Annotated in this window: 28 protein-coding genes; 15 read left to right on the plus strand and 13 right to left on the minus strand. The window is 65.1% G+C overall.

Features of this window, described 5'->3' with window-relative positions; translation table 11 throughout:
• Nucleotides 1-6: 6 nt before the first annotated feature.
• The 4 genes from ACK4TE_RS01855 (at nt 7) to wecB (ending at nt 5,685) form a co-directional block, all read left to right on the plus strand.
• Entirely contained in the window at nt 7-1,779 is a 1,773-nt protein-coding gene (locus tag ACK4TE_RS01855) for an N-acetyl sugar amidotransferase (RefSeq protein ID WP_409909770.1), read from the plus strand.
• Between the two features lie 12 nt (nt 1,780-1,791).
• Nucleotides 1,792-3,321: an N-acetyl sugar amidotransferase gene (locus ACK4TE_RS01860; protein WP_409909771.1), complete on the plus strand. Its 1,530-nt coding sequence runs from the start codon at nt 1,792-1,794 to the stop codon at nt 3,319-3,321.
• Nucleotides 3,318-4,526 (plus strand): glycosyltransferase, encoded by a 1,209-nt coding sequence (locus tag ACK4TE_RS01865; protein ID WP_409909772.1) that lies wholly within the window; start codon nt 3,318-3,320, stop codon nt 4,524-4,526. Before ACK4TE_RS01860 ends, ACK4TE_RS01865 begins: the two co-directional genes overlap by 4 nt.
• Nucleotides 4,527-4,632: 106 nt before the next feature.
• Nucleotides 4,633-5,685 (plus strand): non-hydrolyzing UDP-N-acetylglucosamine 2-epimerase, encoded by a 1,053-nt coding sequence (gene wecB / locus ACK4TE_RS01870; protein ID WP_409909773.1) that lies wholly within the window; start codon nt 4,633-4,635, stop codon nt 5,683-5,685.
• Nucleotides 5,686-5,727: 42 nt separating this feature from the next.
• Here the strand turns inward: wecB and asnB are convergent, their stop codons facing one another.
• The 3 genes from asnB to ACK4TE_RS01885 all read right to left on the minus strand — a co-directional run bounded on the left by asnB (nt 5,728) and on the right by ACK4TE_RS01885 (nt 9,322).
• Nucleotides 5,728-7,629, minus strand: a complete 1,902-nt coding sequence (gene asnB, locus ACK4TE_RS01875) for an asparagine synthase (glutamine-hydrolyzing) (RefSeq protein ID WP_409909774.1) — start codon at nt 7,627-7,629, stop codon at nt 5,728-5,730.
• Nucleotides 7,630-7,635: 6 nt separating this feature from the next.
• On the minus strand, nt 7,636-8,217 hold the full coding sequence (locus tag ACK4TE_RS01880; RefSeq protein ID WP_409909775.1) for an acyltransferase: 582 nt from the start codon (nt 8,215-8,217) through the stop codon (nt 7,636-7,638).
• 85 nt (nt 8,218-8,302) lie between these two features.
• Nucleotides 8,303-9,322 (minus strand): glycosyltransferase family 2 protein, encoded by a 1,020-nt coding sequence (locus tag ACK4TE_RS01885; protein ID WP_409909776.1) that lies wholly within the window; start codon nt 9,320-9,322, stop codon nt 8,303-8,305.
• A 222-nt stretch (nt 9,323-9,544) separates the two neighbouring features.
• On the opposite strand from ACK4TE_RS01885, the gene panD reads away from it, so the two are divergent.
• A complete protein-coding gene (gene panD / locus ACK4TE_RS01890; protein ID WP_409909777.1) occupies nt 9,545-9,901 on the plus strand; it encodes an aspartate 1-decarboxylase in 357 nt (118 codons plus the stop codon).
• Here the strand turns inward: panD and ACK4TE_RS01895 are convergent.
• The 4 genes from ACK4TE_RS01895 to lgt form a co-directional block, all read right to left on the minus strand.
• On the minus strand, nt 9,885-10,889 hold the full coding sequence (locus ACK4TE_RS01895) for an LLM class flavin-dependent oxidoreductase (protein WP_409909778.1): 1,005 nt from the start codon (nt 10,887-10,889) through the stop codon (nt 9,885-9,887). The two genes, panD and ACK4TE_RS01895, sit on opposite strands and share 17 nt — an antisense overlap.
• Before the next feature lie 62 nt (nt 10,890-10,951).
• Nucleotides 10,952-11,998: a class I SAM-dependent methyltransferase gene (locus ACK4TE_RS01900; RefSeq protein WP_409909779.1), complete on the minus strand. Its 1,047-nt coding sequence runs from the start codon at nt 11,996-11,998 to the stop codon at nt 10,952-10,954.
• A gap of 28 nt (nt 11,999-12,026) precedes the next feature.
• Complete coding sequence (locus ACK4TE_RS01905) at nt 12,027-12,377, minus strand: DUF6713 family protein (RefSeq protein WP_409909780.1); 351 nt, start codon at nt 12,375-12,377, stop codon at nt 12,027-12,029.
• A gap of 63 nt (nt 12,378-12,440) precedes the next feature.
• Complete coding sequence (lgt, locus tag ACK4TE_RS01910; RefSeq protein WP_409909781.1) at nt 12,441-13,397, minus strand: prolipoprotein diacylglyceryl transferase; 957 nt, start codon at nt 13,395-13,397, stop codon at nt 12,441-12,443.
• Between the two features lie 75 nt (nt 13,398-13,472).
• Between lgt and ACK4TE_RS01915 the strand changes: the two genes are divergently transcribed.
• From ACK4TE_RS01915 to ACK4TE_RS01935, 5 genes are all read left to right on the plus strand, one after another.
• Nucleotides 13,473-13,733, plus strand: a complete 261-nt coding sequence (locus ACK4TE_RS01915) for an accessory factor UbiK family protein (protein WP_409909782.1) — start codon at nt 13,473-13,475, stop codon at nt 13,731-13,733.
• A gap of 111 nt (nt 13,734-13,844) precedes the next feature.
• Nucleotides 13,845-14,348 carry a YbjN domain-containing protein gene (locus tag ACK4TE_RS01920; RefSeq protein ID WP_409909783.1) on the plus strand — a complete coding sequence of 168 codons (504 nt, stop codon included), beginning with the start codon at nt 13,845-13,847 and terminating at the stop codon, nt 14,346-14,348.
• A gap of 7 nt (nt 14,349-14,355) precedes the next feature.
• Nucleotides 14,356-15,168: a pyrroline-5-carboxylate reductase gene (proC, locus tag ACK4TE_RS01925; RefSeq protein ID WP_409909784.1), complete on the plus strand. Its 813-nt coding sequence runs from the start codon at nt 14,356-14,358 to the stop codon at nt 15,166-15,168.
• A gap of 18 nt (nt 15,169-15,186) precedes the next feature.
• Complete coding sequence (locus tag ACK4TE_RS01930; protein WP_409909785.1) at nt 15,187-15,804, plus strand: hypothetical protein; 618 nt, start codon at nt 15,187-15,189, stop codon at nt 15,802-15,804.
• Nucleotides 15,801-16,892, plus strand: a complete 1,092-nt coding sequence (locus tag ACK4TE_RS01935) for an oxidoreductase family protein (protein WP_409909786.1) — start codon at nt 15,801-15,803, stop codon at nt 16,890-16,892. The genes ACK4TE_RS01930 and ACK4TE_RS01935 overlap by 4 nt, the downstream gene beginning before the upstream one ends.
• A 9-nt stretch (nt 16,893-16,901) precedes the next feature.
• Here ACK4TE_RS01935 and ACK4TE_RS01940 read toward each other — a convergent pair whose 3' ends face one another.
• From ACK4TE_RS01940 to ACK4TE_RS01950, 3 genes are all read right to left on the minus strand, one after another.
• Complete coding sequence (locus ACK4TE_RS01940; RefSeq protein WP_409909787.1) at nt 16,902-17,324, minus strand: hypothetical protein; 423 nt, start codon at nt 17,322-17,324, stop codon at nt 16,902-16,904.
• A 13-nt stretch (nt 17,325-17,337) separates the two neighbouring features.
• Nucleotides 17,338-17,730 carry a curli-like amyloid fiber formation chaperone CsgH gene (gene csgH / locus ACK4TE_RS01945; protein ID WP_409909788.1) on the minus strand — a complete coding sequence of 131 codons (393 nt, stop codon included), beginning with the start codon at nt 17,728-17,730 and terminating at the stop codon, nt 17,338-17,340.
• A 63-nt stretch (nt 17,731-17,793) separates the two neighbouring features.
• Entirely contained in the window at nt 17,794-18,300 is a 507-nt protein-coding gene (locus tag ACK4TE_RS01950; RefSeq protein ID WP_409909789.1) for a curlin-associated protein, read from the minus strand.
• A 319-nt stretch (nt 18,301-18,619) separates the two neighbouring features.
• Here ACK4TE_RS01950 and ACK4TE_RS01955 point away from each other — a divergent pair, with 319 nt between their 5' ends.
• Nucleotides 18,620-19,300 (plus strand): hypothetical protein, encoded by a 681-nt coding sequence (locus ACK4TE_RS01955; RefSeq protein ID WP_409909790.1) that lies wholly within the window; start codon nt 18,620-18,622, stop codon nt 19,298-19,300.
• A gap of 122 nt (nt 19,301-19,422) precedes the next feature.
• Here the strand turns inward: ACK4TE_RS01955 and ACK4TE_RS01960 are convergent, their stop codons facing one another.
• Nucleotides 19,423-19,791 carry a VOC family protein gene (locus ACK4TE_RS01960; RefSeq protein WP_409909791.1) on the minus strand — a complete coding sequence of 123 codons (369 nt, stop codon included), beginning with the start codon at nt 19,789-19,791 and terminating at the stop codon, nt 19,423-19,425.
• 129 nt (nt 19,792-19,920) lie between these two features.
• Between ACK4TE_RS01960 and ACK4TE_RS01965 the strand changes: the two genes are divergently transcribed.
• The 4 genes from ACK4TE_RS01965 (at nt 19,921) to ACK4TE_RS01980 (ending at nt 22,982) form a co-directional block, all read left to right on the plus strand.
• Nucleotides 19,921-20,898: a quinone oxidoreductase family protein gene (locus tag ACK4TE_RS01965; protein WP_409909792.1), complete on the plus strand. Its 978-nt coding sequence runs from the start codon at nt 19,921-19,923 to the stop codon at nt 20,896-20,898.
• 59 nt (nt 20,899-20,957) lie between these two features.
• On the plus strand, nt 20,958-21,434 hold the full coding sequence (locus tag ACK4TE_RS01970) for a hypothetical protein (RefSeq protein WP_409909793.1): 477 nt from the start codon (nt 20,958-20,960) through the stop codon (nt 21,432-21,434).
• A 79-nt stretch (nt 21,435-21,513) separates the two neighbouring features.
• The gene (locus tag ACK4TE_RS01975; RefSeq protein ID WP_409909794.1) at nt 21,514-22,239 is read left to right on the plus strand and encodes a hypothetical protein; all 726 of its coding nucleotides are present in this window, start codon (nt 21,514-21,516) and stop codon (nt 22,237-22,239) included.
• Between the two features lie 8 nt (nt 22,240-22,247).
• Nucleotides 22,248-22,982 (plus strand): hypothetical protein, encoded by a 735-nt coding sequence (locus tag ACK4TE_RS01980; RefSeq protein ID WP_409909795.1) that lies wholly within the window; start codon nt 22,248-22,250, stop codon nt 22,980-22,982.
• Between the two features lie 15 nt (nt 22,983-22,997).
• On the opposite strand, the gene ACK4TE_RS01985 is transcribed toward ACK4TE_RS01980, so the two are convergent.
• Complete coding sequence (locus ACK4TE_RS01985; protein WP_409909796.1) at nt 22,998-23,810, minus strand: kinase; 813 nt, start codon at nt 23,808-23,810, stop codon at nt 22,998-23,000.
• Nucleotides 23,811-23,816: 6 nt separating this feature from the next.
• Nucleotides 23,817-24,770, minus strand: coding sequence for a M23 family metallopeptidase (locus tag ACK4TE_RS01990; protein ID WP_409909797.1), 954 nt, complete (start codon nt 24,768-24,770; stop codon nt 23,817-23,819).

The raw sequence follows: 24,770 nt of genomic DNA on the forward strand, positions 1-24,770 counted from the left end.
GCGGAGATGTCTCAGGACGACAGGTGGGAGCGGCGTCGTGGGGAGCGTGTATTTGCGCCTTCGACGGGTTACCGGGTGTGCACGCGGTGCATTATGGACACGTCGGACCCAGAGATCACGTTTGATGCGGAGGGGGTTTGCAACCACTGCCATGATTATGACCGGCGGGTTGCGGCGGAGGTTTATCCGGGAGTGAAGGGCAAGCAGCAGCTTGCGAAGGTTGTTGCCCAGATCAAGCGGGAGGGTGCGGGCAAGAAGTATGACTGCATTCTCGGCCTGTCGGGGGGTGTGGACTCGACCTATGTGGCGTATGTGACGAAGCAGCTGGGTCTTCGGCCTCTGGCGGTTCATCTGGACAATGGGTGGAACTCCGAGATTTCGGTGCGCAACATCGAGAACATCGTGACGATCCTGGGGATTGATCTTCACACGGAGGTTCTGGACTGGGAGGAGTTCCGGCGGCTTCAGGTGGCGTTCCTGCGGGCCTCGACGCCGGACTCTGAGATCCCGACGGACCACGCGATCATTGCGACGCTGTACAAGCTTGCGGCGAAGCACGGGATCCGGTGGATCATGGACGGGTCGAACATCGTGACGGAGATCATGGTTCCGGCGACGTGGAGCCATGGTCATTCGGACTGGGGGTATATCAAGCACCTGAACGACACATTCGGGGGGGCGGAGCTGAAGACGTATCCGCACTATGACTATTACGACTACATGGTGCGCTTTCCGCACCGCCAGCGGATCCAGCGGTTTCCGCTGCTGAACTACATCGACTTCAACAAGCTGGAGGCGATGGAGGTGATGAAGCGGGAGCTGAACTGGACGCCGTATGGCGGCAAGCACTATGAGTCGATCTACACGCGGTTCTATCAGGGCTACATCCTTCCGAAGAAGTTCGGGTTCGACAAGCGCCGCTCGCACCTGTCGTGCCTTGTGGCGAACGGGCGCATCACGCGCGACGAGGCGCTTCGGGAGATCCAGAAGCCGGCGCTATCGGAGGAGATGGAGCGGGAGGACCGGGCGTTCGTGACCAAGAAGCTGGGCCTGACGGAGGCCGAGTTCGAAGAGATCATGACCGCCCCGCGCAAAACCTTCTGGGACTACCCCTCCTCTGAACGCGACCTCCCGGGGACGAAGACGTACAGGAACTATATCTGGCAGGCGCGCTTCTTCGGCGGAGACTTTTTCAAGTCTGACATCAATCAGCTTGGTTATTACACGAAGTATTATATCAATCGCTACGCCTATTTCACGAAATGGTGGATCAACCGCATCCTTTACTTCGCTTGGGCCTATACGAAGCGCTATAGTTACTTCACCTGGTACTATATCAAGAGGTTTTTCTATTTCGCCTGGGCGTATACGAAGCGCTTCTTCTATTACGCGTGGGCCTATACGAAGCGGTATAGCTATTTCACCTGGTACTATATCAAGAGGTTTTTCTATTTTGCGTGGGCGTATACGAGGCGCTTCTTCTATTACGCCTGGGCCTATACGAAGCGGGTCTTCTACTATGCGTGGGCCTATACGAAACGCGCGCTTTATTATCTGGGCGTTTACGCCCGCCGCGCCATGGGTTTCGCGGTGCGTCTTGCGCGGCATGCCGCCAGCCTGATGCTCCATGTCTTCCGCCGCGGCGTAAACCTGGCGCGCCGCACAGTGGGCTTCGGACTGCGGGTTCTGAAGACCACGGCGCGCTATGGCTGGCGCGCCGTCACGCGCCCGGACCGCGTCGCGGTCCGGATCGCAGGCCTGCTCGGTCTCGCACGCTGAGGAGCGGCCCTGATGGCGTTTGACGACGACAGGTGGGAGCGGCGTCGTGGGGAGCGTGTATTTGCGCCTTCGACGGGTTACCGGGTGTGCACGCGGTGCATTATGGACACGTCGGACCCAGAGATCACGTTTGATGCGGAGGGGGTTTGCAACCACTGCCATGATTATGACCGGCGGGTTGCGGCGGAGGTTTATCCGGGAGTGAAGGGCAAGCAGCAGCTTGCGAAGGTTGTTGCCCAGATCAAGCGGGAGGGTGCGGGCAAGAAGTATGACTGCATTCTCGGCCTGTCGGGGGGTGTGGACTCGACCTATGTGGCGTATGTGACGAAGCAGCTGGGTCTTCGGCCTCTGGCGGTTCATCTGGACAATGGGTGGAACTCCGAGATTTCGGTGCGCAACATCGAGAACATCGTGACGATCCTGGGGATTGATCTTCACACGGAGGTTCTGGACTGGGAGGAGTTCCGGCGGCTTCAGGTGGCGTTCCTGCGGGCCTCGACGCCGGACTCTGAGATCCCGACGGACCACGCGATCATTGCGACGCTGTACAAGCTTGCGGCGAAGCACGGGATCCGGTGGATCATGGACGGGTCGAACATCGTGACGGAGATCATGGTTCCGGCGACGTGGAGCCATGGTCATTCGGACTGGGGGTATATCAAGCACCTGAACGACACATTCGGGGGGGCGGAGCTGAAGACGTATCCGCACTATGACTATTACGACTACATGGTGCGCTTTCCGCACCGCCAGCGGATCCAGCGGTTTCCGCTGCTGAACTACATCGACTTCAACAAGCTGGAGGCGATGGAGGTGATGAAGCGGGAGCTGAACTGGACGCCGTATGGCGGCAAGCACTATGAGTCGATCTACACGCGGTTCTATCAGGGCTACATCCTTCCGAAGAAGTTCGGGTTCGACAAGCGCCGCTCGCACCTGTCGTGCCTTGTGGCGAACGGGCGCATCACGCGCGACGAGGCGCTTCGGGAGATCCAGAAGCCGGCGCTATCGGAGGAGATGGAACGTGAGGACCGGGCGTTCGTGACCAAGAAGCTGGGCCTGACGGAGGCCGAGTTCGAAGAGATCATGACCGCCCCGCGCAAAACCTTCTGGGACTACCCCTCCTCTGAACGTGACCTCCCGGGGACGGCGCAATATCTCCGCTATTACCGGGCTGCCCGCTATCATTCGGGGGAGACGACCCGGAGTGTTCTGGCCCGCGCCGATGCGCGACTGAAACGCATGCGGACATTTCCAGGCCGGGCCTGGCAATGGCTCCGCACGGCACACATCGATCCGGCCGGCACGGTCAGATCGGCCGGCCGCTGGGGGCAACGTGCGGCCGCCAATATGGGCTCGGCGGTGCTGCGCAACGCCATGAAGCTCACGGTGCCGCTGATCCGGCCAGTAGGCAGCTGGTCCCGCCGCAACATGTCGCCGGATCAGTTCGCCAGATTCAAACGCTTTGCTCAGAAGCTTTATGCCGGCGGGCGGCTCGGGCCTGCTGCAGCTGCATCCGACATCAGGGAAACGACAGAATGACGAAAACCGTCTGTATCATCTCGCTGACACCGGTTACGGACGAGCCGCGTGTCCTGCGCCAGTCTAAGGCACTCGCAGATGCCGGCTGGTCGGTAATCGTCGCAGGGTTTCGTGGCCGGCAGGAACCGCCCGCCTTCTGGCGGTATATCGAAGTCGAGCATGTCTACGAAACCCGCCGGCTGATTGAAAATGTGAAGCTCGACTGGAAACGCCGCCTGTCGCCTTATTCCGGTCAGTATGCGGAAGATTATTACTGGAGCCATGCTGGTTACGACGGTATCTATGAACACATCGCAACCCTTGAAAACGTGCGCTGCGACCTTGCCATTGCGCATGACTATTTCACCGCGCCCATAGCCGCCCGGCTTGCCGCTCTGTCCGGTGGCCGGTTTTCGGTGGACTGCCATGAGTTCTCCTATGAGCAGTACATGCATGACCCGAAATGGATCAGGCGCGAGCGGCCCTGGGTGCATGCGATGGAGAAACGGTTCCTGCCGGCTGCTTCTGTCGTGACAACCGTTTGCGACGGCATCGCGGATGCGCTTCAGTCCACCTACAAACTGCAGAAGCGCCCGGTCGTTGTCCGCTCGACCGCCTTCTATCACGATCTTCCCTTCCGGCCGGCCGGGGAAAGGATCGAGGTACTCTATCATGGCATCGTCTCGCCGATGCGCGGCCTTGAGCAGACCATCGAGAGCGTGAAGCTCTGGAAGCCGGAATATCACTTCGTGATCCGGGGGCCGGGACCAGATGACTATATTGGGTCCCTCAGGGCGCTGGCGGACCAGCATGGTGTAACGGACCGTGTACGGATCGATCCGCCCGTGCCGTTCAACGAGATGGTGCCGCGCGCCAACGCGGCCGATATCGGCTTTTTCGTGCAGCCTGATATTTCGCGCCAGAAACGTTTCACGCTGCCAAACAAGTTTTTCGAGTATGTCCAGGCCCGGCTGGCGCTGTGTGTCGCGGACTTGCCCGAGATGGCCCGTCTTGTGAAGGAACATGGGCTCGGAACACTGGTGCCTCAGATCACGCCCGACGCCATCGCGGCACAGATCAACGACCTGACACGCGAGAAGATCAATGCCTACAAGCAAGCCTCGATGACCGCCGCAATGACGCTGAGCTGGCAGAGCGAAGCAGATGTGATGCTCCGCGCTTATGGCATCGAACCCGCGCGGCCAAAGGAAATGGCGGCGACCTGAGCAGCTCTCTGGCGGTCATTCAGTTGGGGGAGCCTGCCACTGGTTTGGCATGAATGCTTGTCGCCTCGCGCAGGCGCCTTTATCCTGAAAGTGCAAGGGCCGCCTGATGACCATCTTCCGTATCACGACAATCGTTGGAGCAAGGCCGCAGTTCGTGAAGGCAGCCGCGATGAGCCGGGCCTTCGTCCGGCAGGGCCGCTTTGCCGAACGCCTGCTTCATACTGGCCAGCACTATGACTTCGAGATGTCGGACTCCTTCTTCCAGGACCTTGAGCTTCCGGCCCCGGCCGTGAACATGGGCATCGGCAGGCTTTCACATGGCGCGATGACCGGACGCATGATCGAGGCGATTGAGGCTGATCTTCTGGCCCACCGGCCAGACGCTGTGCTGGTCTATGGCGACACGAACTCCACGCTGGCCGGAGCCCTCGCGGCGGCCAAGCTTGATGTCCCGGTCATCCACGTTGAAGCCGGCATGCGGTCAGGCCGCCGGGAGGCGCCGGAGGAGATCAACCGCATCCTGGCCGATCATGCCAGCGACCTTTTGCTCTGTGCCAGCCGCAAGGCGCTTGAAAACCTTGAAGCGGAAGGACTGGCCGGCAAGGCAAGGCTGATCGGCGATGTGATGTATGATGTCACGCTGCATGCCAGATCCAGAGCCACTTGCGACAGCACATTGGCCGAGGCGGGCCTTGAGCCGGGAAGCTACGTCCTTCTGACGCTGCACCGCGCCGAAAACACGGGTGAGGCATCGCGCCTTGAAGCGCTCCTGTCCTTTGTGCGCAAGCTGGCGGATGGCCGCCCGGTTGTCTTCCCGGTCCATCCGCGTACGGATCAAGCCGTTCGTGCTCTGGGTGTTTCGCTTCAGGGGTTCCGGCTTATGCCGCCACTCGGCTATTTCGGCTTCCATGCGCTGCTCGCGGGAGCCTCGGAAGTCATGACCGATTCCGGCGGTGTCCAGAAGGAGGCCTATTTTCATCGCGTGCCGTGCACGACCCTGCGGGATGAAACCGAATGGACGGAGACGATTGACGCCGGCTGGAACCGGCTCTGGACCCGGCCGGTCTATATCACCCCGCGCCGGGATATCGAAGAGTATGGCAGGGGCAACGCGGCAGAGCTGGCCGTCACTGAAATCCTGCGCCTGCTCTCTGCGTGAGGGTCCGGGCTCGTCAGACCGGGGGGCGGATCGCTTTGCCGGCTACCTGAAACGCTGCTGCCGTATCTCCGCCATCTGCCGCCGCCAGATTTCGAGGCTCAGGAGGCCCCAGCTCTTGCGGCTGAAGGGCTGGCCGTTGTCGAAGGCGCGGCGCACGGCCTTCGGCTTGAGATAGGGCAGGTCGCCTGCACCGGCGCTGCCGAACAGGTCGCCGACAAGTTCGCGCAGGTCGCTCCTGAACCAGCCGGCCAGCGGCACGGGAAAGCCCATCTTGTCGCGGCGGCCGGAAATCTCCGCAGGCAGAACAGTCCGGAAGGCTTCCTTCAGCATCTGTTTGGACCGCCCGCCGGAGAATTTCACATCAGCGGGTGCCGTTGCGGCAAACTCGACCAGCGGATGATCGAGAAAGGGCACGCGGGATTCAAGGCCATGTGCCATGCTCATACGGTCCTCGACATGCAGCAGAGCCGGAAGGAGGTGCTTGAAATCGAAATGTGTCATCTTGTCGAAATAGGCTTCCTTGCCGACATTGCGGCCATGGAAGGCGCACCGGAAGGCTTCAAAAACGTCTGCAGACGGAAAGTCGCCCCACTCGATTTCCTCCTTCATGTCGACCGAGCGGTTGATCAGGCGGAAGTAGCGTGCATCGAGTTCGTCAAACAGGCCCTCGGCCCAGAATGTCTTCAGCAGAGGTTTGTATTCATGCAGCATCGGCAGTTGCGGAACAATGGATTCAATTGTCACGACGAAGTTGCCGTTCTTGTAGGTGCCGTCGATCGCGGCTTTGATGCACTGCTCGAAATAGGCGATGATGTAGCGGGCATAGCCGCCAAAGATCTCGTCGCCGCCCTGTCCGCCGAGCACGACTTTCACCTTCGAGGCGGCAAGCTTTGCCGTCATGAACTGCGGGAAGGCACCCGGCCCGGCAATCGGTTCGTCGAGGTGCCGGATCACATCGAAGATGTGCGTGCGGAAATCGCCGGACGTGAGCGCGGCCTCGTGCAGGTCAAGGCCGCCCGTTTCCGCCACGATGCGGGCATACCGGCTCTCGTCAAAACCTGCCAGGCCGCGGAAGGTGCCATGGAAGGCAGCCGTGCGGCCCGCCTGCTGGCGCGCGGCCAGCAGGGCAATGAGGCTCGAGTCGATGCCGCCGGAGAGGTAGCTGCCGACCTCGGTATCTGCCCGCAGGTGCAGCCGGACCGAATCTTCCGTCAGGCCGGTCAGGCGGTCGTGAAACCAGCCGGCGCTGCGGCCGCGATCTATCGTGTACTGAACATCCCAGTAGCGCACCTCGCGTACGCGGCCGTTCTCCACGATCAGGTTGTGTGCGGCCGGCAGCTGTCGGATGCCTTTCACCAGCGTATCGCCCCCCAGCGTGAACTGGAAGGTCAGGTATTCCGCCAGCGCAGCCGGGTTGACCTCGATTTGCGGCAGGAAGGGCAGGATGGCCTTGATCTCGGAGGCGAAGTAGAGATGGCTGCCGATCTCAGCATAGTAGAAGGGCTTGATGCCGAACCGGTCGCGGCTGGCGAACAGCCGGCGGCTGGCCGGATTCCACAGGGCATACGCCCACATTCCCCTCAGATGCAGGGGCGCGTCATCCGCCCACGCCTCATGCGCTGCGAGAATGGTTTCCGTATCGCTCCGTGAACGGAAGGCCCGGGCGGCTTCCAGCTCCGCGCGCAGTTCGGGATAGTTGTAGATCTCGCCATTGTGCACGATCTGGCAGCCATCGCTGCCGGCCATCGGCTGGGCGCCGCTGTCTGAGAGGTCGATGATCGCCAGCCGCCTGTGGGCAAGGCCCGCCGTGCCCGTCGGGTCCAGCCAGACGCCCTCGCCATCCGGCCCCCGGTGCGCCAGCCGGGCCGCCATCACGGCCAGCCGCGCCTTCAGCTCCGGAACCGGGCTGCCATCCAGCGAGACGATGCCTGCAATGGCGCACATGCTGCGTCAGGCGGGCCTCAGCCGGCCAGCCTCCAGCACATAGCGCTCGCCTTCGCGCGGGCAGACGAGGTCGGCGCCCAGAACTTCGCCGGCCTTCGACACCCAGCCGATCCGTTTCGCCGGCACCCCGGCCATCAGTGCGTAGGCCGGCACATCCTTCGTCACCACCGCCCCGGCAGCGATGAAGCAGTATTCGCCCAGCTCCGTCACGCCGCCCGGCGCACCGCACACGATCGTGGCGTTCGCCCCGATGGTCGCGCCCCGGCGCACCAGGGTCTTGCCGAACTCGCTCTTGCGATTCACGAAAGCCCGCGGCGTCAGCACATTCGTGAACACGCAGGATGGTCCGCAGAACACATCGTCTTCCAGCGTCACGCCTTCATACAGCGCCACGTTGTTCTGGATCTTGCAGCCATTGCCGACCGACACTTTCGGCCCAACCATCACGTTCTGGCCCAGCGAACAGTCCGCGCCGATCCGGGTCTGCCCCAGCAGGTGCACGAAATGCCAGATCTTCGTGCGCGGGCCGATCTCGACGCCCTCATCGATGATGGCCGTCTCATGGGCCCACCAGGCCGTGTTGCTCATATCCGGTTTCCTGAGTCAGTCGGGCGCGCGGCCCACGGGTTGCCTTGGCATTACAGAGCCTCTGATCGGTGCGCAAGGCGCCCGATCATGTGTTGCGGCGGCGGGCCGGCGGCGGGAGGGCGCTGACGGCGATCCGCCGCCCCAGCATCTTCACCGGGTTCCACACCATGGCGCGTGCCAGGCTTCCCAGGCTTGCCGTCCGGCGGGCCTGCACACGCCGGCGGTCCTCCCAGACCGGGCCAAGGCCACCAAACGCCTCTGCCAGCCCTTTCATCGCATCTGCGAACCGGCCGGTCATCAGTCCACGGAGCAGAATCGCCGCTGTCAGGGCCACATGGCCGGGCAGGGTGAGGACCAGAAGGGGCGCCGGCATGCATTTCAGATACACCCACAGCCGGTTGCGTGTGCCATGACGCACGGCAAAGCCGGATACCTTGTCCGACAGCCCGCCGCCGGCATGGGCCACCACAGCGGATGGCAGGAAGACGCAGTCGCCGCCCTCCAGCCGCAGGCGGAAGCCAAGGTCCACATCCTCGCAGAAGCAGAAGAGCCTCTCGTCGAAGCCGCCGGCGGCGAGAAATGTCTCGCGGTGATAAACGGCGCTCGCCCCGCAGGGGGAAAAGCACGTGCCCTCCGGCGGCAACTCGGCGGCCGGGCGGCGGTATCCGCCACGCCAGGGAATCCCGAAGATCAGGTAATTGTCCCCGGCCCCATCGAGCTTTGTCTCATCATGCATCCACAGCTGGGTGCAGGCGAAGCTGGTCACGCCGGGGTGGCGCAGCGTGCCCGCCAGCACCTCGGCCAACCAGTCCGGCCGGGCCGCCGCGTCCGGGTTCAGCAGGGCCAGCCAGCGTCCCTTCGCCTCAGCCGCCGCCAGATTATTGCCGCGCGCAAAGCCATGGTTCTCCGCTTCCCGCATCAGCCGGAACGCGGGCAGGCCGCTCGCATCCAGCCCGTCCACCGAGCCGTCGGAGGAGGCATTGTCGAGCAGGATCACCTCAAAGCTGCGATACGTCTGCCGCTTGAGGGAGTCGAGCGCGCCCTGCACATAGGCCCCGCCATTAAAGTTGACGATCAGCACGGAAAAATCGGGCGTCTCGGTCAAGCCAGGGCTCCTTGCAGCTGCGCCCCCGTGCTTAGGGCGGCAGGTATCGCGGCGGCAAGCGGCCCGGCGTGTCTAGCTTGAGGAAAACTGGCGCAAAAGTTTACAGACCGCGCCTTTACGGCCCTCTTCTTGCAGTGCAAAAGACGCTTGCTGTCCACCGCAGCGCCCCCATATACTCGCCGTGAGCATAAGGGCTCACGCTGACACCGGAGTGTGCCTCCCTTGTTGCTGACCATGCTGAAGGCCAAGCTTCACTCGGCCACCGTCACCCAGTGCGACCTTCACTATGAAGGCTCGGTTTCGATCGATCAGGACCTGCTCGAGGCCTCCGGCATCCTGCCGCACGAAAAGGTCGACATCTGGAATGTCACCAACGGCGCCCGCATCCACACCTACGCCCTCGAAGCCCCCCGCGGCTCGAAGACGGTCGGCGTCAACGGCGCCGCCGCCCGGCATTTCGCCGTGGGCGATACGGTGATCATCGCCGCCTTCTGCGGAATCGACGCCGCTGAAGCCCGCCAGCACGCTCCCACCGTCGTGCTGCTCGGGCCGGGCAACGAGATCAAACGGCCGTCCTGACGGGGGCCTTCCCCATCACCTCCGCAATGATCGCGAACGAGCGGCGCCGCTTGTCCTGGTCGTACATGTCGGAAACGATCATGAGTTCGTCCGCCTGCGTGCGTGCCAGCAGTTTCTCGATGCCGCGCTTCACCGTCTCGCGCGAGCCGATGATCGCGACGTCCAGCATTGCCGCCGCGCGCGCCTTCTCCGCCGGTGTCCAGTAGGTATCGATATCGTCGATCGGCGGCTGCATCAGCCGGCGCTCGCCGCGCACCAGGTTGGCGAACGACATCTGCTGCGAAGTCGCCAGATATTTCGCCTCCTCGTCCGTCTCCGCCGCGATGATGTTCACGCCGATCAGGGCATAGGGTTTCGCCATCTTCGCGTTCGGCTTGAAGCGGTGCCGGTAGATCTCCAGCGCCTCGTCCAGCGCCTGCGGCGCGAAGTGCGAGGCAAAGCCATAGGGCAGGCCAAGCTCGGCCGCCAGCTGCGCCCCGAACAGGCTGGAGCCCAGGATCCACAGCGGCACATTCGAATTCGACCCCGGCACCGCCTCGATCCGCTGACCCTCCTTCACCGGCCCGAGCCACAGCTGCAGTTCCACCACATCCTGCGGAAACCGCTCGGCCTCTTCCGGATGCACCCGCAGCGCCCGTAGCGTCAACTGATCCGTACCCGGAGCACGCCCGAGGCCCAGGTCGATCCGCCCCGGATACAGCGCCTCCAGCGTGCCGAACTGTTCGGCGATGATGTAAGGAGCATGGTTCGGCAGCATGATGCCGCCCGCACCCACGCGGATCGTCTTCGTGCCCGCCGCAATGTGGCTGATGACCAGCGAGGTCGCCGCCGTGGTCACCGCGGCCATGTTATGATGCTCGGCCACCCAGAACCGCTTGTAGCCCAGCGCTTCGGCATGCTGAGCCAGCCGCCGCGCCTCGTTCAGCGCATCGGCGCGCGTGAAGCCTTCCCGCACGCGGCCGAGTTCGAGGATCGAGATTTCCGTCAAGGCGGGCTCCTCAGCATCTGGGCTCCTTCAGATAAGCCGGCCCGCCGTGCGAACCAAGGGGGCTAGAACCCCGCCGGTTTGGCCAGTCCTTTCGGCGACAGGCAGATGGCCTTGAAGCGCACCCCCATCTCGCTGGGGTCGATCAGCCGGTTGGCTGCCGTATACACCGCTTCGGCCTGGTCCGGGTTGGCCTTGATCAGCTGGCCCAGCCGGGCCTGCGCGCCCAGGCCCAGAAGGAACATGCCCTGCGGCGTGGGGCCTGCCACATCCAGGCCGGCCGCCGCCGCCAGCCGCGCGAAGCGGCCGAAATCGACATCCACGGTCAGGTCGCACAGGCCGGGTGTCTCCAAAGGCGAAACCTGCCGCCCGTCGCGGTAGGCGCGCAGCGTATCGCCCGGCGCGCGGTCATCGGGGCCATAGTCGATAAACAGTGTACGGAAGGCTTCACGCCGCGAGGCGAGGTCGGCGATGATCAGGTCGAGGCCGCTCTGCACTTCCACCGCTTCCCCGGCCAGCGCGGCGCCCTGCGGCGGGCGCGGCTCATCTGCGGCAAGGCCAAAGGCCAGATGGCCGTCCCCGTTCAGCCCGACCACGCATTCCCGCCACTGGCCATCCGCCTTGCGGAACTGGCGGGCGGGCAGGCAGTCGAGATATTCGTTCGCCACCAGCAGCATCGGCCCGCCGGGCACGCCGGCAAGGCTGGGCGCAAAGCCGGGCCGGTATTGCGCGAACAGCTCTGCCAGCCCTTCGCGCAGCACCGGGCTCGGCTCCACGAACGTCAGCTGCATCGCCTCCAGGAAGCCGGCCCCGCCGGTAGTGGCGGCAATCCGCAGCGCGTCCAGCATCAGCTGCCCGCGGCCGGGCCCGATTTCCACCAGCCGGAAAGCCGGCGGGCTGCCCAGCGCGCGCCATTCATGCACCAGCCACAGGCCGATCAGCTCGCCGAACACCTGGCTCGTCTCCGGGGCCGTGATGAAGTCCCGCCCGACGCCGGGCCGGGTCGTGTAATAGCCGTCCTGCGGGTCGTGCAGGACGAGTTGCATGTAGGTGGAAAGAGGGATCGGGCCGCCTGTCCGGATCAGGCGCACAAGCCGTTCTTCGAGAGTCATTCCAATAGTCAGCCCCAGCTATGGCGTCTCAACGCGCCTTCGCCGGTACCAGATAGGCCGCACCGAATATCCCGGCCAGTAGGATCAGCACCCAGGACGAGACAGACGTGAAGTCATACACAGGTTGGTTGCGGTAAACCCAATGCAGGCCGACATGGATGACGGCAAACACGCACATGCCGTAGCGCACCGATATCCGGCGTGAGAACTCGGCATAGAACAGCATCGCCAGCACCACCGGCACATGCGCCCACAGGAAGATCTGCTGGTCAAACCCGCCGATCAGGCTGAATGTGCGGCGGCCCTGTAGAAGGATCGAATCCAGCTCATGCGTGACAAGACACGCGGCGGTCAGCCGGTAGAGGCTCTCTGATCGCATTTGCGCGTCCCTCCCCAGGATACTGCGCGCATGGCCGGTAAGGAACTTTACCTAATTGTGTATCTATACCTGTTTTTCTTTGGCTTTCAATGCGTTCCAGATCAGCCAGGCGCCGCCGATCCACATCGGGGCCGAAAGGATCATGCCCATGGTCAACCCCTCGGGGAGTCCGCGCACGAAGGAATCGGGCTCGCGGAAGTTCTCGGCGACCGACCGGCCCACCCCGTACAGGATCAGGAACAGGCCCGCGACGAGGCCCGGCCGCTTCAGCGCGCCGAACTTCCAGACCAGGATCGACAGCAGGATCAGGGGAATCCAGCCCTCGAGCAGCGATTCGTAGAGCTGGCTCGGATGACGGGCCACCTCATCGCCCCGGTATACCCATTCTCTCGCCTCCCAGTTGTAGGCCGGCGGGGTCGAGCCTGGCACATAGCCCTCCGGGAACACCATCCCGACAGGGCTGTCCGTGGGGCGGCCGTAGAGTTCGGCGTTGGTGAAATTGGCGATCCGCACCAGGCCGATGCCGATCGGGGCGGTCACGCCGGCAATGTCGCCGACAGACAGCAGCTTCACCCCCCGCTTTGCCGCAAACCACCACAGCACGATGGCCACCCCCAGGATACCGCCATGGAAGGCCATGCCGCCATCCCAGATGCGGATCATCGACAGCGGGTCGGCTGACAGCACCTCCATCTGGTAGGGCACCATGTAGAACAGCACATAGCCCAGCCGTCCGCCCAGGATGATGCCGAGGATGATCCAGAACATCAGGTCGTCCAGCCCGTCGCGCGTCAGGGGCGGCTCGCCGCCCCACAGCGCCGGGCGCTTCAGCATTTCGGTTCCATACCACCACGCCCCGGCAATGCCGCCGATATAGCCGAGCGCATACCAGCGCAGGTGGAACTCGCCGAGGCCGATGAAGCCGAAGTCGATGGAGACGAGCGCCGGGCTCCACTCGGGAAATGCCCAGGCAGTGATCTGATGAAGGTAAACGCCGAGCGTGGCGAGAAGGTCGGTCATGCGGCGTCTTTTCCCTGTCTGGCCGGCGCCTTATCTGATAGGCCACCAGCACACCCGGCGCGAAGGAGTAGCCGCATGGCAGGGACAAATCCACTGCTTGATGACATTGCCGCCCTGATGACCGGCGCGCTCGGCGCGGCCCGTGCGGCCGGTGAAGAGGCGAAGACGGCCGCACAGGCGCGCGTGCGCGCGCTGATTGCCGACATGGACCTCGCTGGCCGTGACGAAGTCGAGGCGCTGAAGGCCATTGCCACCGCCGCCCTCGACCGCGTGGAACAGCTGGAGGGCCGTCTCGCCGCCCTCGAGGCGGCCCAGGGGAAATCCACTGTTTCCTGATCCCTCGCTGCAGAACCCGGTGGACAAGTCTGCCGCGCGCCCTTTCATCGGTAATGGATTTGTTAAGCGAATCCTGTCCCACCTTGTGCAAACCGATGCGGAGGCGCCCGTATGAGCCTGACTATCGACCGCAGCATGGAGTTTGAGGCCGACCCGCTCGACAGTGTCGAAGCCGTGCTCGAAGCTCTCGGTTGGCCCTGCGACCGCGACGATGAAGGCACCCTTCAGGTGGTCGCCGAAACCCGCTGGGGCGACATGGGGGCCCTGTTCGCCTACCGCCCGGAGCCGTCCGCGATCCATTTCTCGCTCACGCTCGACGTCAAGGCGATGGCCGCCAGGCGCGCCGCGATTGCCGAACTCGTCATGCTCGCGAACGAGCGCCTGTGGATCGGGCATTTCGATTTCTGGGCCGAGGACGGCGTCATCATCTACCGCTACACCTTCCCGATGGAGGGCCGCGAGGAAGTCACCCAGGGCGAGGTGCGCGCCGTGCTTGCCGCCGCTGTCAGCGCGGCCGACCGCTTCATGCCGGCTTTCAATTTCCTTGTCTGGGCCGGCAAGTCGCCGCGCGAGGCGATGGATGCGGTGATGTTCGAAACCCAGGGCGAAGCGTAAGGCCACCATGCCGGCTGCCGCGCCGACCCTTGCCCTCATCGGTGCCGGCCGCATGGGCAGCGCTCTCGCGCGCGGCTGGCTCAGGGCCAAAGCCAAGCGCCAGATCCTGATCGCCGAGCCGCGCCCCTCCGGGGAAGTGCAGGGCTGGGCCGCTGAAGGCCGCGTCCTGCTTAATCCGCCCGCGCAGGCGGCCACCACTCTGGTGCTCGCCGTCAAGCCGCAACAGTTCGCCGCCATCGCTGACTCTGCGAAAGCCTTTGCCGGGTCCAGAACGCTGGTGGTCTCGATCATGGCCGGTGTGCGGATCGCGCAGATTTCCCGGCGCCTGGAAACGAATCGCATCGTGCGCGCGATGCCGAACACGCCGGGCTCAATTGGCAAGGGCATCACGGTCTTTGCTGCCGCGCCCGGCCTTGCCGCCTCTGACCTGAAAGCCGCCGAAGCCCTCCTCACTCCGCTGGGCGAAGTGCACGGCCCTGTGGACGAGTCGCTGATGTCGGCCGTCACCGCGCTCTCCGGCAGTGGCCCGGCCTATCTCTTCCTCCTCGCCGAAGTGATGGCCGAAGCGGGCGAGGCCGAAGGCCTGCCGCGCGCGCTCGCCCGGCAGCTGGCCCGGCGCACTGTCGAAGGCGCCGCTGCTCTCCTGGCCGCCAGCGGCGAAGACCCCGAAGCCTTGCGCCGGGCAGTCACTTCCCCCGGCGGCACCACCCAGGCAGCCCTTGACATCCTCATGGACACGGGTGGGATGCCCCGACTGATGAGAGAAGCCCTGAGAGCCGCCGCCGCGCGCGACCGGCAGCTCTCCAGAGAGGCAGACTGAACCCCGGGAGGCTCCGCCTTGGCGGCTGCGGACAAGATCATCGAGAAGGGGCTGAAGGCTGCCCTTGAGCTTGCCGCCACGCGCGCCTGGACGGATATTCCGCTGGCGGACATTGCCGCGAAGGCGAAGCTCTCGCTGTCCGATTTCCACGGCGTCGCCTCGCGCGAGGATCTCGTCGAAGCCCTCGATGGCTGGTTCGACAAGGCCATGTCCGCTGAAGGCGTGCCGGACGATACCTCGCCCCGCGAGCGCCTGTTTGAAGTCATCATGCGGCGCTTCGAGGCGATGGAGCCCTGCCGCGCGGGCCTCACCGAAATCCTGAAATTCCGCGAGACCTCGCTCACCCACCTCGTGCGCCTGCCGCAGCACCGCCACGCCACCGCCGCCTGGGCGCTCGCCTCCGCCGGGCTTGACGATGACACCGGCGCGCCCGCCAGCCTGAAACGTATCGCCATCGCCTTCGTCATCGCGGAAACCGAGCGTGCCTGGCGCAAGGATACGAATGGCGACTTTGCCCTGACCATGGCCGCGCTCGACAAGGGCCTGCGCCGCGCCGAGGACCGCCTCGGCCAGTTCCGCCGCTTCACGGGGCGCAAGACCCCGGATACTCCGCCAACTGAGGAAACACCTGAATGAGCCGGCCCGGACTGGATACAAACCCCCTCGAACTCGGCCCGGAATGGTTCAATGAGCTCTTTGCCGAGATCGGCATCGATGCTGAAGTGAAGGGGCTCACCTCCAAATCCATCGGCACCGGCCAGATCGGCGAGAATGTCCGCTTCGTGTTCGACTATGCCCGCGCCGGGGCCAATGCGCCGAAAACCCTCGTCGGCAAGTTTCCGTCCGCCAACGAAACCAGCGTCGCCACCGCGAAGCTGCTGAATCATTACAAGCGCGAAGTGATGTTCTACCGCACTTTCCCGAAAGTCGCGGGCCGCATCACGCCCGATGCGCTGTACACGGACTATGACCCCGAAACCAACCGCTTCGCCCTGATCATGGAAGACATGGCTCCGGCAGAGCAGGGCGACCAGCTGAAGGGCTGCGGTGTCGAAGAGGCAAAGCTCGCCATGGAAGCCGCCGCCGTGCTGCATGCCGCGCACTGGCAGGATCCCGTTCTGGATGAGCACGACTGGCTTCAGGGCTCCGCCAAGGCGCCGCCGCCCGGCCTCGGCCCGGAAATGGTCGCAGCCCTCTGGGGCGGCTTCAAGGAACGTTACGCCGCGCATATCAATGCCGACCAGATCGAAGTCGGCGACGCCTACGCCGCCAGCCTCACTAAATGGGGCGACCAGTATCAGGGCCCGTTCGCGCTCACGCATTCTGACTACCGCCTCGACAACATGCTGTTCGGCAAGCCCGGTGCCAGGAAGCCGCTCGCCGTCGTCGACTGGCAGACGGCAGGGAAGGGCGCGCCCGCCAATGATATCGCCTATTTCATCGGCGCCGGCCTCACGCGCGAGGATCGCCCGAAGCACGAGCACGCCCTCCTGCGCCACTATCACGAAGCGCTCAAAGACGAAGGCATCACGGGCTACAGCTTCGATGATCTTTACACGCACTATCGCTGGTTTGCCTTCTACGGCATCTCGGTCGCCTTTGCTGCCGCGATGATTGTCAAGCAGACGGAACGTGGCGACGAAATGTTCCTCACCATGCTGCGCCGCCACTGCGCGCAGGTGCGCGACAATGGCAGCCTCGACCTCCTGAAGGGCCTCGCCTGAGCCATCGCCTCAGCGGCGTCCGCGCCCCATCGGGTTCCCCGCCCGACCGGCAAAATGCACCATGATGTCGCGCCGGGACTCGATCGCGCTGCAGGCCTCGGGCGAGACGTCCATCACACCCATCCGGGTCTGCAGCACGCCCGTGCTCTGATAGTCGCCGGTCTGCTGGATCGTGCCGCTCAGGTTGCGTCCGGCCTGTGCCAGGCAGGCAGTGTTCCCGGTGCCGGTCTGGAGGATCGTGCCGGTATTGTTCTGGCCGAACTGGCGCAGCGCGGCGTCATTCCCGCTTCCGGTCTGCGCGATCCCGGCGGCATTGCCGCGCCCGCCCTGGAGGATGGAGGCGCTGCCCGGCACACCCTGGGCTGAGGCGGCGGCAATCAGGTTCAGGCCGGCCAGCAGTATCCCTGCGGCCAGAATCTTGCGGTCGGTCATGGCTTTCGGTGTCCTAGGATTTGCGCACCACGCGGCAGACTTCGCCGCCGGCATCGCGCAGGGTCAGCACGGCGCGGTATCGCCCGCGCGGGATTTCGGCCGCGCCCAGTGTGGCGCTCCGGCCGGCCGCCAGTTCCAGCGGGCCGCCCTGGTTCACATCGGAGGATCCGCTGGAAGACTGCGCCGAAATCATGAAATCATATGATCCGTATACGGCGCGGCCGGCCTGTGCCACCGCTTCCAGGCGCAGGCCCTGCGGCGTGCGCGTGGTGCGGATGTCGCAGGCGGCGCGGGGGCTGTAGGCGGGCGCGGCCACGGGCGGCGCCGCCGTGTAGACCACCGGCTGGGTCTGTGCGGTGCAGGCACTCACCAGGGCGAGGGCGGAAAGCGTGACGAGTTTGTACATGGGGCTGCTCCGTGAGCCGGGCGCGAAGCGGGGGAGGCGGCGGCCTCCCCCGCTCGCGGCGCGTCAGTTGTATCCGCTCTGCACCACGACCGAGATGTTGCCATCGCCGCGCTGGCGCACGGTCACATCCTGGCCATTGCCCACCTGGATGATGCCCGAGGTGTTGTTCCAGCCGTCCTGGTCGGCCACCGCCCTGTTGTTCGTGCCGATCTGCGCGATGCCCGACACGTTGCCATAGCCGGTCTGCAGCGTATCGGCGCGCAGGTTGCGCCCATCCTGCCCGGTCACGGCGAAGTTGTTCTCGCCGATCTGTGCCGTGCCCACGCTGTTGCGCGTGCCATACTGGTCCATGCGCAGGAAGTTGTTGTAGCCGGACTGCACGCCGCGCGCATACTGGCCATTGCCGCTCTGCACGACGACCGTGCCGTTGCGTGATCCCTGCTGGGCGGCTGCGGCGCCGTTATTATAGCCCGACTGGTCGATACGCACCCGGTTGCGGGGGTCTGCATGGGCCACGCCCAGGCTGAAAACGAGCAGGGCAGCGGCAGCGGTGGAAAGTAAACGGTTCATGTTCATACTCCTGTGTTGCGTCTTGCGCCTGGGAGGAAACAGCGCTCTGACACGCACAGGAATGACGCGCTCGCTCTGAACGCGGTTTGAACGGGCGGTTCAGGTTTGTTCAGTCTTGACACCTGTCTCAAGGCAGGCGTCCGCAGCCCCAGACGCAACATTCAACCCGCCTCCCGCGCGGGAGGTGAAGGCCGCAACCATCCGTCTGCGGAGGAGTTATGCAACAGCCTGAGAATAAGATCCTGTGCAGAATCAGGGCCATGCAAGATAATCACGCAAACTTGCGCAACACCTTCTGAACCATGCCTATACTCCGGCCATGGACCAGACCGCGCCCCCGCCGCAGACCACGATGCTCGCTGAAGCCGAAAGCCTCATCGGCTGGCTGATCGTCCAGCTCGAGGAGTTGCTCGCGCCGGGTATCGTCCGTTCACGGCCTGTCCTCCTGCAGATCTGCCGCCACTTCCTGCTGCCCGCGGAAGCGGCGCTCCGCCGCATCATCCATCTCATCGCCGCAAAGCTCGAGCCGGAAGCCCCAAAGCGCACTGCAATCCTCCCCCGTTCACGGGGGAGGTGCCCCGAAGGGGCGGAGGGGGAACGGCAATCAGACCGCACCCCGCTCTTCTGCCTCACCGAGCCGCTGCCCGGTGGCCGCGGTCCGCGGCGCGCCCGTATCCCGCCCGGCAAGGAGCCGCGCATCCGCAATTTCGACGATCCCGTCATTCAGCCGCCCGTGCGCCTGCCGCCCGATACGTCGGCTTACGAAGCCCGCCTGCTGCGCCGGCTTGCCGCGCTGAAGGCGGCTTTCGCCCAGCCAGCCAGGGCGGCCCGCCGCCTGCAGCGGCTTGCGCAGCGCCTCATACCGGAAAAGCCTGTGCTCTCGCTCTGGCGCATCCCGGGCTACACGGCCCGCCCGATCACGGACAAGGGGCGTCAGGTCCTTGACGATCTCAACACTGCCGTCGCCCGCACCCGCACGGACTATCACGACTCCGGCTGAGACCACCGGCCCTTACGACGCTCTGTCCCCGGAAGGCATCCGCCTGTCCGGGCGCCGGTGCTGCGCGCCTTCCACATCAAGGGCAGGCCCTCGGGCCGGCGCCGCAAGGTCAGGGGCCGGGCTCAGCCCATTACGAAGGCGTTCAGCTTGTTGCCGTCCGGGTCGCGGAAATAGCCGGCATAGAACGTCTCTCCGCGCGGGCCGGGCGGGCCTTCACAGGTGCCGCCGAGGCTCAGGGCCAGCGCATGGAGCCGGTCGACCTGCGCCTTGTCCTTCGCCTGCAGCGCCACCATCACGCCGTTTCCGGCGCTCATCGGCTTGCCATCAAAGGGATAGGTGATGCCGATTCCGGCAGGACCGTCCGGTGTGCCCCAGGCGATGAAGGTGTCCGTGGTGAACATGCGCGGCGTGCCGAGTTCGGCGGCGAGGGCATCATAGAATGTTGCGGCACGGGCAAGGTCCGTCGTGCCGAGGGTCACATATCCGATCATTTTGGGTCCTCCTTGGGTCTGGAACAAAAACAGAACTTCTGAGTGCTGTCGAGTCGCATTTTGCCCCGCGCGTTTGACGGCGCGCCGGCGGCGCGCTTCAAACAACCGGCGACAGAGGAGCCGAGCCCCATGACCCTTCCCAATGCCTATGCGATCCGGGTGCACCAGACGGGCGGGCCGGAGGTGATGGTGGCCGAAGCCGCGCCGCCGCGGGCGCCGGGGCCGGGCGAAGCGCTGGTGCGCCAGACGGCGGTGGGGGTCAATTTCATCGACACCTATCACCGCACGGGGCTGTACAAGCTGCCCCTGCCGTTTGTTCCGGGCTCGGAAGGGGCGGGGATCGTTGAGGAGGTCGGTGAGGGCGTGACGCATCTGGGGCCCGGCGACCGGGTGGCCTATGTCGGGCGCGGCACTTACGCGACGCATTATACCGGGCGGGCGGCGGGCATGGTGGCGCTGCCGGCAGCGATCAGTGACGAGGAGGCCGCTGCCGTGATGCTGAAAGGCATGACGGCCTGGATGCTGCTGGAGGAAATCCGCCCGCTGCAGAAGGGGGAGACGGCCCTGGTCTGGGCGCCGGTGGGCGGGGTCGGCTCGCTGCTCACGCCCTGGGCGAAGCATATCGGCGCGCGGGTGATCGCGGTGACATCGAGCGCGGCGAAGGCAGAGCGGGCGAAGGCGCTGGGCGCGAGCGATGTCGTGATCGGTTACGACGATGTGGCGGAAAAGGTCCGTGAGCTGACGGGTGGCAAGGGTGTGGATGTGGCCTATGACAGTGTGGGGAAGATTTCGGCGGAGGCGTCGCTGTCGAGCCTGAAGCCGCGTGGCTGGTTCATTTCCTACGGCAATGCATCCGGGCCGGCTGATCCGATCCCGCCGGGGCGTCTGGCGGCGGGCGGCTCGCTGGTGATGACACGGCCGACGCTGTTCAATTTCACCGATACGCCGGAAGCGCTGGCGCGGGCCTCGCGGCGGCTGTTCGGCTTGCTGGCGGAGGGCGTGCTGGAGGCGGATATCGGCCAGCGCTTCCCCCTGAAGGATGCGCCCGAAGCGCACCGGGCGCTGGAGAGCGGGACGACGCGCGGCGCAACGCTGCTGATGCCCTGAGGCTCCTTGATTGTGCCGCAATCCGGGCGGAAGCTGCGCGCCTCAGGGAGGGATTGCAGATGAGACGTGTTCTGACGGTTTTGCTGGTGGCAGGGCTCGCCGCATGTGCCCATGATTTCCCCAGGCCGAAGACGATCGCGGAGATGCACGACTTGAACGACTGGCAGCACCAGCGCGGCGAGAAGCTGTACGTCGCGCTTGCCAATGATGTCAGCCGCATCGCCCGCAGGTCTGGCCGGGCGGCGACTCTCGCGCAGCTGGGTGAGGCCGGGTATGAGTGCCAGTATGGCGAAGCGCATCAAGACTATCCCGAGCCGATGGCGGTCTGCACCCGCAGCTTCGCCACCCGGGCCTGCCAGATGGACTGGGAAGTCACGCTGACGAGCGATCCGGAACGGGCGGACAGCGTGGAAACGACCGGTGTGGACTTCCGGCGCGACTGTGTGGGCACGGCTGCCGATTGGCCGGAGCCGGTCGAGTCCGCTATCGACAGCCAGCTCGCGCCGCCGCCTGCGCTTGAGCCTGAGCCAGGCTGACAGAGCTGCTGACGCCTGCTGGACGGGCGCGGGGCGATTGCTAGGTTGGCAATCGTTGAGGACGTGAAGGGGACGCCTGATGATTCGAACCATGATGGCCGCTGCAGCCTTGCTGGCGGCAATGCCAGTTGCAGCGGCAGAGACGCCGGCCGCGCCGCCCGCGCTGGTGGAGGCGATGAAGTATTTCTATGTCGTCGTACCGGCTGATGTGAACACCGGAAACCTGGCTACGGAAACGCGGCGCGATGCGGACGGCACGAACCAGCGCCATGTGGTGATTGCGTACATTGATGCCGAGGACGCGAAGACGGAAACGGTTGAAGCGGGCTTGGCCGAGCGGACGGAGGGACGCCTCGTCAACGGCGCTGATCTCTGGGCTGCGACCCGCGGCGATGTGATCTGGCGCACAAAAGCGGCGAATGCGGCGATCTCCAACACCTCGCGCGGCGAGCCGCCTGCGTTCTACATCACGCAGGGTGATGGCAGCATGGTGACGCAGGAATTCGATGGCGAGTTCAAGGTCGTGTTCTATCTCGATGCTGAAGAGGCCGACCGGGTGAAGACGGAAATGACCGACTTTCTGGCAACGCAGGGACAGTCTGCGGCCCTCAATGTGGTTGTGGCCGATTTCTCCAAGGTGATCGGGGCGATTCTGGATGGCAGGTTGCAGGCGGTGCGTATTGCATCGTCGCCGAGCGTGGTGCGCTGGTCGATGCAACGGGAAGCGGGGGCGGTATTGATCCGCGATTACAAGGGCGAGATGGACGAGGCGTTCGATGCTCTGGCAACTTTTGTGTTTGAATAGGGCGTAAAATGAAATTCCTTGTACTGATGGCCGGGATCGCGGCCCTTGCTCTGACTGGCAGCATTACCCCGGCGCGGGCGGAAGACGCCCCGCCGGCACAGGCCGAGAGCGCGGGACTGGCGGAGCTGCGCCGCGCGCTGGACGGGTTTCTGGTGATCCTGGCGATTGATCCGGAGAGTGAGAAAATCCTGCAGGTGAAGTCCGAGCCGGGCGGTGTCGAGATCGTGCGGCCGCTGGTCTATATTGATGCCGAGGCGGCGTATCAGGATTGGCTCGGCGGCGGGATACCGCAGGACTGGCCGGTGGTGGCAGCGAATGCGATCGACGTGATCTTCGAGACGCAGGGCGCCGCTGTCTGGATGGGGCAAAGCCATGACGCCGCAATGGCGCAGGCGCGCATCGACCAACCGGCGCTGTTCTATGTGACCGATGCGGAAGGCGAGCCCGTGATGCACAACTTTGAAACCGGCGCCCGCATGCCATTGTTTGTGCGCCATTCGGATGCGAAGCGCTTCCTGGATACAGCCAAGCGCAACCTTGCAGCAGGCGCGGGTGGTGCGCCGGATCTGGTCGTGTCGCATACGGACATGATGTCCACGCTGCAGGCCATCATCAGCGGCCAGATCATCGGTGTACGGCTGATTTCGCCGGAAGCGAACACGCGCTGGGCTGAGCAGAACCAGCAAGGCATGCGTTCGCTGATCGACTATGTGTCTGACGGCCAGGTGCTGATGCAGGAATAATCCGGCGAGTGACAGTCAGAGCCCCGCGGTGCGGATGACACGGCGCCCGGCGTCGATGTGAATCTCCGCCCCCTGGCGCCGTCCGCCGGCGAGCATGCGGCGGGTGAGGCGTTCGTAGTATTGCACGAAGTTCAGCACCCAGGCCCGGCGCTCATCCGTCAACGCTTTGCCGCGTGAGGCCATCAGGCTCTCCTCCTGTTCGAGGCGCCAGGCGGACACGCAGCCGAAATCCGGCGCGAGGATGTGCAGAAACCCGTCTGCCCTGTCCCAGAGCGCGGCATAGGGACCCGCCAGTTCCGCCTCCTGCGCGCGCCGCCAGGTTCGGTCTGTATCATCCGACGCCTCAACAGGGTTGATCGGCGGCGTGTCGGGCGCGTCCGGGTCCGGCAACACGCCCATCATCCAGCCTTCAATGGCAATCGCTGCCGGCCGCCCCCGGACAGTGCGCCACGCGCCGCGCGGGCTGCGGTCATCGCTCGCCTTGTCGAACTGGTGCAGGGGCGTCATCGTCTCCGGGCCGGCCGCCCGCAAGGCGGTGATCGTGGCCTCCAGCAGGGCCAGGTCGTGCGTGCCCGGCGGCCCGCGCACGGCGAACAGCGGGCCGCTTCTGGCTGCGCGGGCGCTGCGTTCGGCCCGCGTCAGGTAGACATCATCCAGGCTGAGGCCGGCGGCAGGGGCGGCCAGCGCGCGCAGCGCTTCGGCCAGCGCGGTGGATTTGCCGCTGCCCTGGGCTCCGGAAATGAAGAGGAGCGGAACATGGCCAGGCCTCGCCGCCGCGATATGGCCTTCGATCCAGCGCCGCACCAGCGGTGCAATTTCATGGGCCATGCCGGATCAGTCCGCAGGCGGAAGGTCAAGCAGCAGGGCCGGGTCGATATAGACATCGCTGTCGCGGTCACTGCTGACGGGATTGCGCCATTTCACACCCCAGTGCAGGTGCGGCCCGGAGGAACGCCCGGTATTGCCCGAACGGCCGATCAGCTCGCCCATGCTGACCGGCTGGCCGGCCATGACGCCCACTTCCGAAAGGTGCATGAACACCGAGACCAGGCCGTGGCCATGGTCGAGGAAGATCGTGCCGCCTTCATAATAGAGGTCCGGATCGGCCAGGGTGACGATGCCGGGGGCAGGGGCCAGGACCGGCGAGCCAACCGGGGCGGCAAAGTCGAGTCCGAGATGCACCGATTCCGAGCTGCAGGCCGCGCCGGTGGTTTTCGAAACGCCGGTATAGCGCCGCACCGGGCCGAAGGGCGAGGAGCGCGGCGCGGCCGAGGGCGGGGCGAAGCCGGCGGCGGCGCCGGGGCCGGCCTCGAAGGTGGCGAAGGCCGCCTGCTTCAGTTCCCAGCTGCGCGCGGCATGGGCTTTCTGTTCCGGTGTGCGGGCATCCACCTTGTCGCAGTCGACCCCGGTGACTGTCCGGCGTTCGTCCTGGCGCGGGGCGATCTCCAGCACGAGGTCGAGGTCCGGGCCGAGGATCGCAAGGCGGCCGGGGGCAAGTCGCGACAGCCCATGCTGCACATGGCCATCCGGCCCGGCTGTGAAATCGGTTCCGCCGATGCGGAACACATCGCCGGGGGCGCCGCGGCAGATGAGGATCCCGCCCTGCTTCAGGATGCCGCCGCAGCGGGCCGGCTCGCGGGGAGGGTCCGGTTCCGGTTCCGGTTCGGGCGCCTGCAGTTCCTCAGGGGCGGGTCCGGCCTCGGATGCGGCCAGCGGCGGACCTTTGGCGGTGGCCACCGAACAGGCTGCCGCCAGCAGGAGCGTCAGGAGGCCGGCCAGCGCCCTCAC

Source organism: Hyphomonas sp. (genome assembly GCF_046313975.1).
Lineage (GTDB): Bacteria > Pseudomonadota > Alphaproteobacteria > Caulobacterales > Hyphomonadaceae > Hyphomonas.